The organism is Ramlibacter rhizophilus (assembly GCF_004681965.1).
In the GTDB taxonomy this organism is placed as follows: domain Bacteria; phylum Pseudomonadota; class Gammaproteobacteria; order Burkholderiales; family Burkholderiaceae_C; genus Ramlibacter; species Ramlibacter rhizophilus.
In genome coordinates this window covers 196,861-214,300 of sequence record NZ_SMLL01000007.1, presented here as the reverse complement: position 1 = coordinate 214,300, position 17,440 = coordinate 196,861, and the positions used below count along the sequence as shown (strand labels likewise).

At 69.7% G+C, this 17,440-nt stretch carries 9 protein-coding genes; 7 read left to right on the top strand and 2 right to left on the bottom strand.

The window, feature by feature from the left end; translation table 11 throughout:
• Positions 1–353 precede the first annotated feature (353 nt).
• From EZ242_RS17870 to EZ242_RS17860, 3 genes are read left to right on the top strand one after another with little or no spacing between them, the layout of a single operon-like run.
• Complete coding sequence (locus EZ242_RS17870; protein WP_135286559.1) at positions 354–1,391, top strand: branched-chain amino acid ABC transporter permease; 1,038 nt, start codon at positions 354–356, stop codon at positions 1,389–1,391.
• A gap of 2 nt (positions 1,392–1,393) precedes the next feature.
• A complete protein-coding gene (locus EZ242_RS17865) occupies positions 1,394–3,163 on the top strand; it encodes a branched-chain amino acid ABC transporter ATP-binding protein/permease (protein ID WP_135286558.1) in 1,770 nt (589 codons plus the stop codon).
• A 5-nt stretch (positions 3,164–3,168) separates the two neighbouring features.
• Complete coding sequence (locus tag EZ242_RS17860) at positions 3,169–3,915, top strand: ABC transporter ATP-binding protein (protein WP_135286557.1); 747 nt, start codon at positions 3,169–3,171, stop codon at positions 3,913–3,915.
• Between the two features lie 34 nt (positions 3,916–3,949).
• Here EZ242_RS17860 and EZ242_RS17855 read toward each other — a convergent pair whose 3' ends face one another.
• Positions 3,950–4,324 (bottom strand): FmdB family zinc ribbon protein, encoded by a 375-nt coding sequence (locus EZ242_RS17855; protein ID WP_135286556.1) that lies wholly within the window; start codon positions 4,322–4,324, stop codon positions 3,950–3,952.
• Between the two features lie 240 nt (positions 4,325–4,564).
• On the opposite strand from EZ242_RS17855, the gene EZ242_RS17850 reads away from it, so the two are divergent.
• Positions 4,565–5,263, top strand: coding sequence for a glutathione S-transferase family protein (locus EZ242_RS17850; RefSeq protein ID WP_135286555.1), 699 nt, complete (start codon positions 4,565–4,567; stop codon positions 5,261–5,263).
• Between the two features lie 134 nt (positions 5,264–5,397).
• Here the strand turns inward: EZ242_RS17850 and EZ242_RS17845 are convergent, their stop codons facing one another.
• The gene (locus tag EZ242_RS17845) at positions 5,398–6,393 is read right to left on the bottom strand and encodes an NADPH:quinone reductase (protein ID WP_135286554.1); all 996 of its coding nucleotides are present in this window, start codon (positions 6,391–6,393) and stop codon (positions 5,398–5,400) included.
• A 194-nt stretch (positions 6,394–6,587) separates the two neighbouring features.
• Here EZ242_RS17845 and EZ242_RS17840 point away from each other — a divergent pair, with 194 nt between their 5' ends.
• The 3 genes from EZ242_RS17840 (at position 6,588) to EZ242_RS17830 (ending at position 17,412) form a co-directional block, all read left to right on the top strand.
• The gene (locus tag EZ242_RS17840; RefSeq protein ID WP_135286553.1) at positions 6,588–8,303 is read left to right on the top strand and encodes a type I secretion system permease/ATPase; all 1,716 of its coding nucleotides are present in this window, start codon (positions 6,588–6,590) and stop codon (positions 8,301–8,303) included.
• Positions 8,300–9,643, top strand: coding sequence for an HlyD family type I secretion periplasmic adaptor subunit (locus tag EZ242_RS17835; RefSeq protein WP_240787145.1), 1,344 nt, complete (start codon positions 8,300–8,302; stop codon positions 9,641–9,643). Before EZ242_RS17840 ends, EZ242_RS17835 begins: the two co-directional genes overlap by 4 nt.
• Before the next feature lie 365 nt (positions 9,644–10,008).
• The gene (locus tag EZ242_RS17830) at positions 10,009–17,412 is read left to right on the top strand and encodes a VCBS domain-containing protein (RefSeq protein WP_135286552.1); all 7,404 of its coding nucleotides are present in this window, start codon (positions 10,009–10,011) and stop codon (positions 17,410–17,412) included.
• Positions 17,413–17,440 lie beyond the last annotated feature (28 nt).

The following is a 17,440-nucleotide window of genomic DNA, read 5'->3' as shown; positions in this document are numbered from 1 at the left end:
AGAGAGCGGCACCTGTGCGACCGCCCTTCGACAGGCTCAGGGCGAACGGGTGTTTGTGCTCGCCGTTCGCGCTTTGGGCGAACGGCATATCCCGCCGTTCGGGCGGAGAAGGTGTGAAGGAATCGTAGCGAGCGGCCCGAGGTGGTGCGGAGCGTCGCAGCCGTACAAGCGTACGGCGAGAAGCGCAGGCGCCAGATCGGGACGCGCAGTAGATTCATTCACACCTTCTGAGCCTCTCGAAGCCCTCTCTCCCAACAAGAAGCGCTGCCGTCGCGGGAGCCCGTGCAGCGCCAGCCCTGCGCACCGACTAAGCTCCAGCCCTCGACCCACGGGCCCTCGGCCCCAAGAACAACATGGACCTCACCATCGCGGGCATCCTCGTCATCGACGGCATCACCAATGGCGCCATCTATGCCCTGCTCGGACTGGCCACGGTGCTGGTCTTCGCGGTCACCCGCATCATCTTCGTGCCGCAGGGCGAGTTCGTCGCCTACGGCGCCCTGACCCTCGCGCTGCTGCAGACCGGCCGGGTGCCCGGCACCGTATGGCTGCTGCTGTGCCTGGCGGCGCTGGCCGCCGCCATGGAGGCCTTCAGCGTCGGGCGGCAGCGCGGCGCTGGCGCGGCGGTCAAGGCCACGCTGCGCCTGGTGGCCCTGCCCGTGGCCCTGGCGCTGCTCACCGCCTGGGCTGCGCCGCAGCGCTTTCCGATGATCGTGCAGGCCCTCCTGACCCTGGGCCTCGTGGCCTCCTTCGGGCCGCTGGTCTATCGCGTGGCCTACCAGTCGCTGGAGGACGCGAGCACGCTGGTGCTGCTGATCGTCTCGGTGGGCGTGCACTTCGCGATGATGGGTCTGGCCCTGCTCTTCTTCGGCGCCGAAGGTTTCCGCAACCCGCCGTTCTGGGACGAGCGCCTGTCGGCCGGCACGCTGACCGTGAGCGGACAGGCCATCATCATCGCCGGCAGCACCATCGCGCTGATGGTGCTGCTGTGGCTGTTCTTCGAGCGAAGCGTCTATGGCAAGGCCCTGCGGGCCACGGCCATCAACCGGCTGGGGGCGCGCCTCATGGGCATTTCCTCGCATTCGGCCGGCCGCCTCACGCTGGCCATGGCGGCCCTGATCGGGGCGCTCTCGGGCCTGCTGATCGGCCCGACCACCACGGTCTTCTACGACTCGGGCTTCCTGATCGGCTTGAAGGGCTTCGTCGCCGCCGTGATCGGCGGGCTGGCCAGCTACCCCGCCGCCGCCGTGGGGGCGCTCTTCGTGGGCATCGTCGAGGCCTTCGCCTCCTTCTGGGCCAGCGCCTTCAAGGAGGTGATCGTCTTCACGCTGATCATCCCGATTCTCTTGTGGCGCTCCATCGCCGGTGGCCACTCCGACGAGGAGCATTGAGCATGAAGGCCACCCTGCTCGGGCGCCTCGCCCTGCTCGCGATCGTTCCGCTGGTCGCCCTGCTGCCGCTGCCGGAGTTCTGGTTCACGCAGCTCAATTACATCGGCCTGTACAGCCTGGTCACGCTGGGGCTGGTGCTGCTCACCGGCATCGGCGGGCTGACCTCCTTCGGCCAGGCGGCTTTCGTGGGCATCGGCGCCTACACCACGGCCTGGCTCACGCTCAACACCGAGCTGTCGCCCTGGCTCACGATCTGGGTAGGCCTGGCCATCACGGCGGCCAGTGCGCTGGTGCTCGGCTGGGTGACGCTGCGCATGTCGGGGCACTACCTGCCTCTGGCCACCATCGCCTGGGGGCTGGCGCTGTACTACCTCATGGGCAACATGGACGCCCTGGGCAAGTACGACGGCCTGCTGGGCGTGCCCGCGCTCACGCTGGGCGGCATCGACATCAGCCGTGGCAAGCCCTTCTTCATCTTCCTGTGGCTGCTGGTGTTCCTGGGTGCCTTCGCCCTGCTGAACCTGCTGGACTCGCGCACGGGCCGCGCCATCCGCGCGCTGCGCACGGGCTCGCAGATGGCCGAGTCCATGGGCGTGGACACGCTGCGCCACAAGATCGGCATCTTCCTGATCGCGGCGCTCTTCGCCTGCGTCTCGGGCTGGCTGTTCGCGCACTTCCAGCGCACGGTGAACCCCTCACCCTTCGGCCTGAAGATGGGCATCGAGTACCTGTTCATGGCGGTGCTCGGCGGCGCCGGCTACATCTGGGGCGCCATCACCGGCGCGGCGCTCACCAAGCTGATGGAAGACCAGCTGCAGGTGCTGCTGCCCCGGCTGATCGGCACCAGCGGCAGCTTCGAGATCATCGTCTTCGGCATCCTGCTGGTGCTGGTGCTGAAGTACCTGCCGGACGGCCTGTGGTCACTGGTGGCGCGGCTGCGTCCGCCCGCCAGGCGCACCGGCGTGCCGGTGGACGGCCCGATCGATCTGCCCACGCGGGCGCGCCCCGGGCACGGCGAGGTGGTGCTGCAGGTCCAGGACGTGCGCAAGACCTTCGGCGGCCTGGTGGCCGTGAACGACGTGAGCTTCGAGATCCGCGCCGGCGAGATCATGGGCCTGATCGGCCCCAACGGCGCCGGCAAGTCCACCACCTTCAACCTGATCACCGGCGTGCTCGCGGCCAGCGGCGGCACCGTTCGTCTGCAGGGCGAGACCATCAGCGGGCTGCGCTCGCGGCAGATCGCGCGGCGCGGCATCGCCCGCTCCTTCCAGCACGTGAAGATGATCCCGGACATGACCGTGCTGGAGAACGTGGCCCTGGGCGCGCACCTGCGCGGCCAGGCCGGCGCGCTGCGGGCCATGCTGCGGCTGGACCGGCGCGAGGAGCAGCGCCTGCTCGCCCTGGCCGCGCAGCAGCTGCGCCGCGTGGGCATGGCCGACCAGATGCACGAGCTGGCCGGCAACCTGGCCATGGGTCCGCAGCGCCTGCTGGAGATCGCCCGCGCCCTGTGCGCCGACCCCACCCTGCTGCTGCTGGACGAACCCGCGGCGGGCCTTCGCTACAAGGAAAAGCAGGCGCTCGCGGCGGTGCTGCGCCAGCTGCGCGGCGAAGGCATGAGCATCCTGCTGGTCGAACACGACATGGACCTGGTCATGCAGGTGTGCGACCGCATGGTGGTGATGGAGTTCGGCACCCGCCTCATGGAAGGCACGCCGGCCGAGGTGCAGGCGAGTCCCGCCGTGCGCGCGGCCTACCTCGGGACGGAGCATTGAACGCCATGGACACGCCTTCTTCTTCCGCCGCGCCCCTGCTGCGCGTGCAGGACCTGCACGCGGGCTATGGCCGCGCCGAGGTGCTGCACGGCATCGGCCTGGCCGCCGCGCCGGGGCAGGTCATCACCGTCATCGGGCCCAACGGCGCCGGCAAGTCCACGCTGCTGAATGCCCTCATGGGCGTGCTGCCTGCGCGCGGGCGCATCGAGTACCAGGGACAGGACATCGGCCCGCTGACGCTGGAGGAGCGGGTGATGCTGGGCATCGCCCTGGTGCCGGAGCGGCGCGAACTCTTCGGCTCCATGAGCGTGGAGGACAACCTGCTGCTCGGGGCCTACCGGCAGCTGCGCCTGCGCAATCGCGACTGGCGCGGCCAGCTGGAGTCGGTGTTCGAGCTCTTTCCGCGCCTGCGCGAGCGCCGCACGCAGGCCGCCGGCACGCTCTCGGGCGGCGAACGGCAGATGCTGGCCGTGGGCCGCGCGCTCATGTCCCGCCCCACCCTGCTGATGCTGGACGAGCCGAGCCTGGGCCTGGCGCCCCTCATCGTGCGGGACATCTTCAACACCATCGAGCGGCTGCGTGCGAGCGGCGTGACCATCCTGCTGGTCGAGCAGAACGCGCGCGCGGCCCTGCAGGTGGCCGACCACGGCTACGTGCTGGAGACGGGGGAACTGGTGCTGGAGGGACCCGCCGCGCAGCTGGCGGGGGACTCGCGGGTGATCGACACCTACCTGGGGGCGCAGCAGAAGTAAGCCGCGCCGGACCGCGGGGCGCTGCGCCCGCCGGTCAGAGGCTCACGCTCCTGGGCTTGGGCGTGTTGGCCTCTTCCTGCCGCACGGCGTCAGCCACCTTGTCGTAGACGCGGCCACACTTCGGGCAGGCGGCGTCGGGCGTGGGCTCGATGAAGTCGAAGTGGCCGCAGCGGGCACACTTCATCTCGTACTTGGGACGCAGGTGCAGGCCGTCCGCCTCAGGCAGAGGATCGAGCGGCGCCAGGCTGCTGTTGAAGCCGGACATCTGCGACTCGATGCGCGACATGCGCTCGGCGATCAGGTCCTCTTCCTCGTCTTCACTGCGGCCAGCCCGGGCGCTGTACACCAGGCCGCAGCGCAGGCACTGGCGCTCATCCCCCGATGCGCCGCGCCCGAACAGGGCGCGCACGGTGTTCGCAAGGCGGGCAGCGAAACCCGCGGAAGGGGCGGGCTGGGCGGACGGGACGGGCGTCCAGTCCGGGCAATGGCAGTTAGGGCAAGACATTGGCGGCTCTCGTGCGTCGCGGGACGGAGGGGGCTGGAAACGGCCCGCGCGATTGTGGCACGGCTCGCCGCCGAATGCCCCTGCCGCGGGGCGACGTCACCGGGGTGCACCAGAATCGGCAGCTTTTCCACGGAGCCCCCTCACATGATGAAGTTTTTCTACAACGCCGCGCCCAATCCCATGAAGGTCGCCCTGCTGCTGGAGGAACTGGGCCTGCCCTACGAGGCCGTCCCGGTGGACACCCGGCGCGGCGAGCAGTTCGCCGAGCGCTTCCTGGCCGTCAACCCCAATGCCAAGGTGCCCGCGCTGCAGGACGGCGAGACCACCTTGTTCGACAGCAACGCCATCCTGCTCTGGCTGGCCGAGCGCGAGCGCCGCTTCGTGCCCCTGGAGGCGGGCAGCGCCGAGCGGGCGCAGGCGCTCGCCTGGCTGATGTTCATCGCCAGCGGCATCGGGCCGTTCTCGGGCCAATCGGTGCATTTCCGCCATGCGGCGCCGCAGCCGCAGGAGTACGCCCTCAATCGCTACGACTACGAGGCGCATCGCCACTGGACGGTGATCGAGAAGCACCTGGCCGGCCGTGACTTCATGCTGGGCGCCGACTACGGCATCGTGGACATGGCCTTCTGGGGCTGGGCGCGGCTGCTGCCTTACGTGCTGGGCACGGGCGACGCCACCTGGGAGCGCTACCCGAACGTCAAGCGCCTGCTGGACACCGTGAGCGCCCGCCCCGCCGCCCAGCGCGCCGAGGCCCTGCGCACGCGGCATGCGTTCAAGGCCGAGATGGACGAAGACGCCAAGCGCTTCATGTTCCCGCAGAACGAGCGGCTGAAGAAGGGGTGAAACCGGGCGAAAGAAGGTGTGAAGGAATCGTAGCGGGCGGCCCGAGGTGGCGCCGAGCATCGCAGCCGTACATGGGTACGGCGAGAAGCGCAGGCGTCAGATCGGGCTGCGCAGTAGATTCATTCACACCTTCGTCAGTGCTCGTTCCCCACCCGCAGCACCACATTGCCCACCGCCTCGCCGCGCTCGACCTTCTCGTGCGCCTGGGCGATCTGCGCGAGCGGCAGGCGCTCGTCGATGCGGTGCACCAGGCGGCCGGCGGCCAGCGCCTCGTGCAGGATGGCCTCGGCGGCACGCCGGTCCTCGTCGGCCAGGTGGTAGACGATGAAGAAGTGCAGGGACACGTTGTTCGCGATCAGCGGGAAGAAGGGCAGCGTGAATTCGCCCTGCCCGCTGCCATAGACCACGCACTCGCCGCCCGGGCGCAGCACGGACAGGTCCAGCCGCGCATTGGCGGCGATGTCCACTTCGACGATGCGGTCCACGCCGCGCCCTTCGGTCGCCTCGCGCACCCGGGCGGCCACGTCCTCGTGGCGGTAGTCGATGACGACGCCGGCCCCCGCCTCACGCGCGATCTGCGCCTTCTGCGCGCTGCTCACCGTGGCGATCACCTGCCGCGCCCCCAACAGGCGCGCGAACTGGATCGCATAGTGGCCCACGGCCCCGGCACCGCCGGCCACCAGCACGCGCTTGCCCTCCACGCCGCCAGCCATGCGCATGGTATGCAGCGCGGTGAGCGCGGGGATGCCCAGGCAGGCGCCGGCCTCGTCGGGCGTCGCCTCGGGCAGCGCCACCGCCTGCCGCTGCGGCAGCACCACATAGTCGGCCGCGGTGCCGAAGGGCCGGCCCCAGGCCGCGTTCCACACCCACACCCGCTCGCCGATGCGCGCTTCGGTCACGCCCGGGCCGACGGCGTCGATCACGCCCATGCCGTCGCTGTGGGGGATCACCTGCGGGAAGGGCATGGCCTGGCTGCGCAGGCCGGCGCGGGACTTCACGTCGGAGGGGTTCACACCGGACCAGCGCAGGTGGACGCGGACCTGTCCGGCACCGGGCGTGGGCGTGGGGACCTCGGCGAGCTGCAGGACCTCGGCCGCGGGGCCGGTGCGTTCGTAGAAGGCGGCGTGCATGGGCGAGCAAGGGTAGGTCAGGGAACGCCAGCGTAGCGCAGGCCGCCGGCCTGTAGCACTTGGGCTACGCCGCAGCCATTCAGGACAACTTTGGATTGCGGACGGCGGCAATGTCGCCTAAAAGGACGCACTACTCATCCATGTCGAGGCCGAAGGTTTGGTGGCCCCGCGGTCCCCTGACGGAGAAGTTGCCGATGCGTTCCCTCATCCAGTTGCTGGCACCGGCCCTGCGCCACGTGGCGGGCTTCTCCCTGTTCATCAACCTGCTGATGCTGGTCCCCGCGATCTTCATGCTGCAGGTGTTCGACCGGGTGCTGGTGAGCCGCAGCCTCGACACCCTGGTGGTGCTGGCCGTGGGTGCGGTCATCGGCCTCGTTCTGCTACTGGCCCTGGACTATGTGCGCGCACGCCTGCAGGGCGTCGCCGGCAACATCGTGGCCGACAGCCTCTCGCCTGTGGTCACCAAGCTGACCGTGGCGCAGGCGGCGCGGCGCAACGGGCGGGCTTCGCCCGAGGCGCTGCGCGACATCGGTGCCCTGCGCTCGGCGTTCTCGGCGCAGGGCCTGCTGGCGGTGTTCGATGCGCCGTGGCTGCTGATCTACGTGGCGATCATCTGGCTCGCGCATCCCTACCTGGGCATGACGGCCCTGGCCGCCGCGGTGCTGATGCTGGTGCTGGCGCTGGTGAACGACCTGCTGACTCGCCGCGACATCGAGGCGCTGCAGAAGACCGCCGCGGGCGCCACGCGCTACCTGGAGAGCTCGCTGGCCAACGCCGAGATCGCGCAGACCCTGGGCATGACCGACGCCCTCATCGAGCGCTGGCGCCAGAAGAGCGCCGAAGTCACCGCGTTGCAGGGCCCCACCGCGCGCAAGACCGTGGGCATGGCCGCCATCACGCGCACCGTGCGGCAGGCGGTGCAGATCGTGATGCTGTCGGTGGGCGCCTGGCTGGTCGTGACGAACCGGGCCTCGCCCGGCATCACGGTGGCCTGCACCATCCTGCTTGGACGCGCGCTGGCCCCGGTGGAACAGGTGGTGGGCAGCTGGAAGATCCTGGCCGAGGCGCGCGCCGCGTTCCGGCGCCTGGCCGATCTGCTGGGGACGGCCTCCGCGCAGGCGCCGCGCATGGAGCTGCCGGCGCCCACGGGCGAGCTGCTGGCGCATCAACTGGTGTACCGCGCACCGGGGGGCGAGCGGCTGCTGCTGGCGGGTGTGTCGCTGCAGCTTGCCAAGGGCGAGTCGCTGGCCGTCGTCGGGCCGAGCGGTGCCGGCAAGTCCACGCTGCTGCGCCTGCTCACCGGCATCTGGCCCCCCACGGCCGGCGTGGTGCGGCTCGATGGCTTCGACGTTGCCGAGTGGCCGCGCGAGCAATTGGGACCGTGGATCGGCTACGTGCCGCAGGATGTGGAGCTCTTCGCCGGCACCGTGGCCGAGAACATCGCCCGGCTGGGCGCGGCCGACCCGGCGCGGGTGGTGCAGGCGGCGCAGCGCGCGCGCGTGCACGAGATGATCCAGTCCCTGCCCCAGGGCTACGACACGCCGGTAGACCCGCAGAGCGCCCTGCTCTCGCCGGGGCAGCGGCAACGCATCGCGCTGGCCCGGGCGCTGTACGGCGATCCGCGCCTGCTGATATTGGACGAGCCCAATTCCAACCTCGACGGCGGGGGCGAAGCCGCCCTGGCCGAGGCCCTGAAGGCGCTGCGCGGTGAGGTCACGGTGGTGGTGGTCACGCACCGGACGACGCTCGTGCAGCACGTGGACAAGATGCTGGTGATCGAGGCCGGCAAGCCGGTGCAGTACGGCAGCGTGGCCGAGGTGATGAAGGCCATGCAGGCCAAGGCGGCCGGCGCGGCGCCCGGTGCGAATGTGGTGGCCATGCCCGTGGCGGTGATGGAGAAAGCATCATGAGCAGCATGCCGCTCTCCGCCGCGTTGGCTCCGGCCCCCGACGCCCAGGCACATCTGGACGATGCGCGCCGCCTCGCCCGGGCGGGCCTCCTGGTGCTGGCGCTGGGACTCCTGCCCGTGGCCGCGTGGCTGGCGCTGGCGCCACTGGCTTCGGCGGTCGTGGCCCAGGCGCACGTGAAGGTGGACCTGGACCGGCGCCCCGTGCAGCACGCCGAAGGCGGCATCGTGCGCGAGGTGAAGGTGCGTGACGGCCAGCGCGTGGCGCAGGGTGAGCCGCTGATCGTGCTGGGCGACGTGGCCGTGGATGCCGACGCCACGCGCCTGTCCTACCGCCTGCTCGCCGAACAGGCGGGCATCGTGCGCTTCGAGGCCGAGCAGGCCTTCGCACCCACGCTGGTGTTCCCCGCCGGGCTCCTGCAGGCGGCGCAGGCGGACGCGCGGCTGGCCGAGCAGCTGGCCAAGGAGCGCGGCCTCTTCGTGGCCCGGCGCGACAGCGTGCAAGGGCAGATCACGCTGTTGCGGGCGCAGCGCGAGAAGATCACGCAGGAGATCGTGTCCCTCAAGGCGCAGATCGCGCAAGCCGGCAAGGCGCTCGGGCACCAGGCCTTCGAGCTCGATCGCAACCGCCAGCTGCTCAAGGAAGGCTTCATCGCCGACACCCGCATCGCGCAGCTCGAATCCGGCGTCGCCGACTACGGCGTCAAGCTGGAAGAACGCCGCTCCGAGCTGGCCCGCGCCGAGCAGCGGGTGGTGGACACCGAACTGCGCATCAAAAGCCTGGAGAGCGAATACCGCCAGCAGTCCAGCGACCAGCTCAAGGTGGCCCTGGTGCGCCTGCAGGAGATCCAGCAGGAGCTACGCAAATCGGCCGACGCCTCGCGCCGCCAGGTGATCGTCGCGCCCGCGGCCGGCGAGGTCATGAACCTGCGGTTCACCAGCCCGGGTACCGTGGTGTCGCCGCGCGAGCCGGTGGCCGACATCGTGCCGGCCGACCCGCGCCTGGTGGTGGAGGCGCAGATCCGGCCCGAGGACATCAGCCGCGTGCGCCAGGGCCAGGGCGCGCACATCCGCTTCAGCGCCTTCAACAGCCTCACCACGCCCATGGTGGAAGGTCAGGTGTTCTACGTCTCGGCCGACCGGCTGGTGCAGCGGGAGACGCAGCAGCCCTATTACGTGGTGCTGGTCGAGGCCGATGCGGCATCGCTGCGTCAGGCGGGGCAACTCACGCTGCAGGCGGGCATGCCGGCGGAGGTCTTCATCCAGGGTGAGGAGCGCACGCCGCTGCAGTACCTGGTGGAGCCGGTCACGCTGTTGTTGAACCGGGCGGGGCGGGAGCGCTGAGCTCATCACCCAGCTCGCCCGCGCGATCCGCGAGGGGAATGCTGCTCGCCTGAACGCTCGCCCGGGGTCGGCCGTGCCGAGCGCCTGAGCCGTCACCGCCTCTTCGCCAGCCGCCACGCACAGCATCGTCGCCAGCAATCGAAGGCCGGCCCTGCGATGAAAACAAAATGTTGCGGATGAGCATTTTTTGCTCTACAACAGCGTTACTTCGTCAGCTCATCAACAGCTTTCCGGCCGATTTCGTGCCAGTGAGCCCGGGTCCGGCGGATGGCGGCGGATCAGCCCGGTCCGGCGCCGAAAGCGCAGGGGAGTGAAAGCACAACACGCAGTACCTCACGCAACGGGGCCGTGCCCTGGAGGACGCCATGCTTTTCAAACCCAAGTCCGGTCTCGACACCTACACCTCGGCCGACGTGTTCGAGTTCACCGAATCGGAGCTGCTCGAACTCACCAGCACCAACATCATCACGCTGGACGTCCTGGCGAACGACGGCGAACTGGTAACCCTCTACTCCATCGACGACGCCAGCGGCGACGACCCCAGCACGGCCGGGCAGTTGCGCACCGATGACCTGAAGGGCACGGCGATCACCAGCAACTGGGAAACGCTCACCTCCGGCGACCGCATGCGGATCGTCACCGGCGCGGATGGCGTTGCCCGCATCGAACTGGACATCTCGTACTCCCTGGCACGCCTCGGGGCCAGCAACATCAGCGAACTCGAGGACGGCGAGGAGATCTCCGTCTCGTTCGCGTACGCGGTCTCGCTGAACACATCCGACAAGCCCCTCGCCTGGACCACCGTCACCTTCACGCTGACCGGCGAGACCCTCAGGATCAACCGCTCGGCCATCATCGGGCAGGAAGCGCTTCCCGCGCCGCTGACCGAAGACGGCGAGACATCCATCCTCGAAGGCCAGCTCACGATCCACGACGAAGACGGCCCCCACGAGGAGAACTTCGTTCCCGTCTCCGAGTTCAAGACCGACTACGGCACTTTCAGCTTGAGCCCGGGAGGCGCCTGGACTTACGTGCTGCGCAGCGAGGGCAACCCCTACGTGCAGGCGCTGCGCACCGGGCAGACGGTGCATGACGACATCACGGTGCTTTCCGTCGATGGCACGTCGTTCACGCTGCGCATCGAGATCCAGGGCCAGGACGAACCGGTGGTGATCAGCGGCACGCTGCTCGGGAAGGTGAGGGAAGACGATGCGGCCGCCAGCATGGCCTCGGGCAACGTGGCCGCCTCCTGGGCGGACGGTGCGGTGCAGTTCATCCAGCCGACCGAGATGACCCAGGACTGGGGCTCGTTCACCTTCGATGTCCTCACCGGCACCTGGACCTACCAGGTGGACAACACGCGCGCGGACAGCTTGCGCGCGGACCAGACGGTCTCGGACACGATGACCGTGCGCACCGATCTCGGTGGCGGTGAGGCCCAGGTCGTGGTGACGGTCACCGGCGCCAATGACGATGCGACCATCGAGGGCCTTTCCGAAGGCAGCGTGGCGGAGGACGGCATGCAGGCAGCCGAGGGCGTGCTCACGGTCACAGACCCGGACGAGGGTGAGAACCGCATCGCATCGTGGACGGCCGCCACGCAGTTCGGCAGCTTCTCCTTCGATGCCGGCTCGGGGAGCTGGCGGTACGAGCTGGACAACGCCCGTGCCCAGGTTCTGGGCCGGGGCGCCACGGTGGTGGAGAGGCTCGAGCTGAGCTCGCACGACGGCACGGCGTCAGCGCTCGTGTCGGTGACCGTCACCGGCGTGAACGACATCGCCACGATCGACGCCGACACCTCGAGACAGGCCGGCCCCGATGCGCTCACGGTGTCAGGCGGCTTTACCGTCCACGACGTGGACAAGGGCGAGAGCTACCTGGTACACGCCTTGCCGCCCGACGGAGGCGGCGGAAGGGATCCGGGCGGTGGAACAACGTTCGAATCCGCCGTCGAGCCCCTCGCCGACGACGACGGCAGCCTTCCACCGCCCCGCGACCCCCCGCCGCCGCCGGCAGTCGATCCCACGCAGCCCATCACCGTCCTCGGGCGCTGGGGCAGCTTCACCTTCAACAACGGTGACGGCAAGAACCCTGGCGGCAGCTGGTCATACACACTCAGCGACAACTGGCTCGGCTTGACATCCACGGACAGGGTCACCGACATCGCGCGCATGCAATCCCTGGACGGCACCGCGTTCGAGGACTTCACCGTCAACATCACCGGCGCCGACGACGCCGCGCACTTCGACCCGGCCGGGATCTACGCGGGCGAGGTCCACGAGGGCGACCCCGCGCGGCACACGACCGGCGGCACCCTGCTCGTCGCTGACCCGGACTTCGGCCACAGCATCATTGCGCAAACCGGAAGCATTCCAGGCCGCTACGGCACCTTCGACCTGAATCGCGAAGCGGGCACCTGGACCTACACCCTCGACCCGGGCGCCGCCGACCTGCTGGCGCTGTTCGACGGCGACGCGGATGTCGACACCCTCGCCATCACCTCCTACGACGGCAGCGCGACACAGGTGCTCTCCGTCATGGTCCACGGCGCCGGCAGCCCGGTCACGGAAATCACCGCGGGCGTGGTGACCGAGGACGGCCGGGAGGAGGACGGCACCAGCCAGGTCGCCACCGGCGTGGTGCTCGTGGCCGGGCTGGCCAGCCCGCCCGACCCGATCGCCACGGCCTACGGCAGCGTGAGCTTCGCGTGGGCGAGCGCGACGGGCACCTCGGCGCTGCAATGGACCTACACGCTGAACAACACGCATCCCGACGTGGACGGCTTGACCGCGGCCGCCGCGGCATTGAGCGACGTCTTCGAGGTGGGCGGCCGCGCGGTCACGATCACCATCCGCGGCAGCGACGATCCGGCCAGCTTCAGCGGCGTGTTCGAGGCGCGCCTCGCCGAAGGGGGCGAGGAGTCCCGCGCCTCGGGGAACATCAAGGTGATCGATCCGGACTCGGGGCAGGCCCGATTGCTGCTCTTCTCGGACGGTGCCACGCTCGAAACGGACCTGCAGGGCACCTACGGCAGCCTGCACCTGAACATCAAGGGCGGCTGGACCTACTTCATGGATCCCGACCTCGTGCGCAGCCTGCCCGCGGGCGCCGTGGCCACCGACACGTTCACGCTCCTGTCCATGGACGGCAGCGCCCAGGACATCGTGATCACCATCGATGGCGCCGACAGCCGGCCGGTCATCACGCCGAGCCGGCCCGGCGCCGAGGTGTACGAGGACACCTCGCCCTCCGCTTCCGGCCAGCTGACGATCACCGACCCCGATGCCGGAGGGACCGCGCGCTTCGTCACGGACGGCACACTGCCGGGTACCTGGGGCACGTTCACCTTCGACGCCGACTCGGGCGCCTGGACCTACACCCTCACGCCGGGCGAGACCCTGGACGCGCTGGGTGCGGGCGAGACGCGGTCCGACTCCTTCGAGGTGGAGTCCGACACACGCGGCGTCTCCGCCATCGTGGAGATCACGATTCACGGCGAGAACGACGTTCCGGTCATCGTGGTGCCGACGGGGCTGGTCCTCGCCGAAGACGACCCACAGGCCTTGAGCGGCCAGCTGTCGATCATCGACCTGGACGTGGGCGAATCGAGCTTCCAGGTCCCGTTGGGACTCCAGGGTGACTGGGGCAGCTTCACCTTCGACGCCGATGGCAACTGGACCTACGTGCTGGACGAGCGGGCCCAGGCCCTGCGCGGCGGGGATCAGGTGCGCGACTCGCTGGACGTGACGTCCTTCGATGGATCGCGAACGGTCGCGCTCGCCGTGGATATCGAGGGCGGGAACGACCTGGCGGTGTTCAGCGGACCGTCGATCGTGGATCTCTGGGAGGACGACAGCGACTTGCCCGCCGGGGTTTCCTCGTTCGACGACCCCGACGCGGAAGAAAGCGGCATCTCCGCCGCCCTGTTCATCAACGCGGCGTACGGCTCCTTCGAACTGGCTCCGCTCGAGGACGGATACTTCTCCTGGACCTACGTGCCGTCTGCGGATCCTGCCGCCCAGGCGGCGGTCCAGGCACTCGGCGCCGGAAAGACTCTGGAGGACACGGGCGCCATCACCTCCCGCGATGGGCAGACCAGCCAGGTGCTCACCGCCATCATCCACGGCCAGAATGACGCAGCCAGCATCGACTCCGAGGGGCGCACCGGCAGATTGATCGACGGCGACGACATCCTCGCCACCGGCGGACACCTCCTTGTCACCGACGTGGACACCGGCGAGGCCTTCGTGCGCCTCGCCGACGGTGCCTCCCTCATCGGCGCCTATGGCGAGTTCACGCTCGACGGGAACGACTGGACCTACACCCTGCGCCCCGACTGGATGGGCGGCGTCGCGCCCCCGCCCGGCGCACCGCTGGTCGATACGCTGGAGGTGGTGTCGCTCGATGGCACGGCGAGCGCGACCCTCACCGTCACCATCGAAAGCCCCGCTCCCCGCATCACCGGCACCACGGGCGCGATCCTGTTCGAGGACGGCCGCGAGAGCGCTGCCGCCGGGCAGCTGGGGCTCACCGGCCTTGTGCCGCCGGATGGCGTAGACGCGTTCTACGTCGAAGGATTCGGTCTTCCACCCGGCTGGCGCTTCTTCGGAGACGGCAGCTGGCGGTTCGACCTCAACGACGCCCCCGAGCTGAAGGCGCTGGTGCAGTCGCTGAACACCGGCGATATCCACCAGGAAACGCTGCGCGTTTACGCCTACGACGGCGTCACCTTCACGGACATCACCGTGATGATCCACGGGCGCGACGCCAACGCGGTGATCGACGGGCAGCTCGAAACCCGGCTCACGCTGCTGGACGCGGTGGACGGCGTGCCCGGGCTGCTGCGCGTGGGCGGACAACTGGAGTTGCTGGACCTCGACGGCGGGCCGGTCGCCATCCTGGTTCCGCAGCCTGCACCGGGCGAGACCGGCGTGTTCGGCGACCGGGGTTGGGGGCGGTTCCAGGTGAGCTCCACGGGCAGCTGGACCTACGAAGCCGATGCCGCGACGCTGGACGCGCTGGACCGAACGACGCCCCTGCAGGATCGCCTGGTCGTGTTCACCGCGGATGGTCAGCCGGTCACGCTGGTCGTGACGATCCCGGCGCTCGCTTCGCCGGACCTGTACGGCACCGCGGGGGACGACTTCATCGAGACCTTCGCAGGCGACGACCACGTGGACGCCCGCAGCGGCAATGACCAGGTCCTCGGTGGCGAGGGCCACGACCGGTTGATCGGGGGCGACGGTGCCGACTCGCTCAACGGCGGGGAAGGCGACGACGTGCTGTTCGGCGACGGCGGCACGCTGGACTCGGATGACAGCGACACCGGCAGCGTCGAGTACACGGGGACGGGGCGTGACGACTACCTCGCCGGCGGCCTCGGCAACGACCGGCTGTTCGGGGGCGGCGGCAACGACCTGCTGTTCGGCGAGGAAGGCGACGACTCGCTGTTCGGCGGCTTCGGGCACGACGAGCTGAATGGCGGCGCCGGCAAGGACCTGCTATCCGGCGGCGACGGCAACGACCGCCTCCTCGGGGGCGAAGGCGACGACCGGCTGTACGGGGGCGCCGGCAACGACGTGTTGCGCGGCGAGGAAGGCAACGACTGGCTGGAGGGCGGCGACGGCGACGACGCGCTCGAGAAGGGCAGCGGAACCGACGTGCTGCGCGGCGGCGACGGCGACGATCACTTCCGTCCGCAGCTGGCTAGCATGATGGGCGCTCCGGTCGCCGGCTACGCCTTGCTGGATGGCGGCCGTGGTGTGAACACCATGAACCTGGGCACGGGTTCGGACACGGTGCTGTTCGCCTCGGCGGACGCCCTGAACCTGGTCTCCGGCTTCGATCCCTCCCAGGACGTGGTGATGATCGACACCACGCTCTTCCGTGGCCTGGCCGCGCCGACCGCGGACGGCAGGCTGCCGGCGGACAGCGTGCTCTCCGGCACGGTCGCGGAGGTCCTCAGTGGGCTGGTCCCCAGCACCGAAGCAAGGCTGGTCCTGGCCACGATGGACGACGGCCGCGTGCTCCTGGGGTACGTGGCGCCCGGCGAGGCGAAGCCCCTTGAACTGGCGGTCTTCGACGCCGTCGAGCACGCGCCCACGGCCGGGCACATCGTGCTCACACGCGAGTCCGTCGCCAACGTGGAGGAAGGTGGCAACGCCTTCGCCATCGGCCGACTCGCCTTGCCGACCAGCGGCGCGCCAGCCTTCGCCGCGCCCGCGGCAGAAGATCTCGTCACGGCCTACGGCGCGTTCACTTTCGACCGGGCGACCGGCGGCTGGATGTACGCGCTGGACAACGCAGCCAGCGCAACGGACGCCCTGCGCACGGGCGAGCAGGTCGTGGACACGCTGGTGGTGCATGCGCTCGACGGCACGGCGCAGACCCTCCGCGTCACCATCTCCGGCGCGGACGAGCCCGCGGTGATCGGCGGCGATCGCCGCGGTTGGGTAATGGAAGACGGCACGACGAGCGCCACGGGCGACCTGACCATCGCCGACCTGGACGGCGGCGACGACAGCTTCCAGGACCCGTCGAGCAGCGAGCTGCAAGGCACCTACGGCCGCTTCAGCTTCGACCGCGCCACCGGTGCCTGGCAGTATCAGCTGGCCAATGGTTCGGCACTGGTGCAGGCCCTCGCCGAGGGCGAGTACGTGCAGGACCAACTGGTCGTGCACTCGCTGGACGGCAGCGCCTCGCAGGCGATCGTGGTGGAGATCGGCGGCAGCGCCGATCCCACCCTGATCGGCGGCCTGGACGATCGCTATCTCACGCGGGCCGACATGCCCATTCCGGAGGACGGCAGCGCGCCCGTGATGCGGACGTCCGGGCATCTCGTTGCCTTCGCGCCCTTGCAGGACACACTGCTGCGCTTCCAGGCGCAGACCGCCGGGCAGGCGGGCGAGTCGTTCAGCATCGACGAGCTGGGACAGTGGACCTATTCGCTCGAGGCCTGGGCCGTGCCGTCCGAATCGGACGTGACGCGCAGCTTCACCGTGCACACGCAGAACGGTGACGCGCACGAAGTCCGCATCAGGATCGATGACGACGGCAGCGGCGTGCTGGTGCCGCAGCCGGTCGATTCCACGGTGCTGGGCACCGACGGCAACGACGTCTTGCTGGTCGGGGACCCGTCCGCCAGCACGCAGGACGGCGGCGACGGCGACGACTACCTCGCCGCCCCGGCGATCGAGCTTTTGGGCGGGGCCGGCAACGACATCCTGGTGCAGACGATGGGCGCCGACGGTCGGATCGCGTCCTACCTGGACGGCGGCGCGGGCGACGACATCCTGATCGCGAGCACGTTCGCCGTCATCCGCGAGTCGGGCGGCAACAACTGGATCGACACCTCGCAGGCGCCGGCGGGCGAGGACGTCAGTATCCGGATCGAGGGAGGCAGCAACACCCTCGCGCTCGGCGCAGCCGCCGAAATGATCGGCCTGGACGCGCCGGGTACCTCGAGCAGCCTGCTGCTGAACTTCGATGCGCAACAGGACTTGATCTTCGTGAAAACGAAGACACCGCTGTTCAGTGGCCTGGATCCGCTCGACTACCTGTTGACATCGCTGGACACCGCCGAGGACTTGTCCACCTTCAGCGCGGCCAGCGACCAGTTCCTGTTCGTGCAGGAGGGAAGCTCGTATCTGTCCCAGCTGTACTTCTTCGATGCCGGCACCAGCACCTCAACCCTGCTTGCGGATTTCGGCGCCCTGAACGGGGAGCTGGGCGTCGACAACATCCGGGTGATGTCGGGCGGCGCCGGTTAAACTCCCGCCGCGCCTCAGGCCCCCCAGG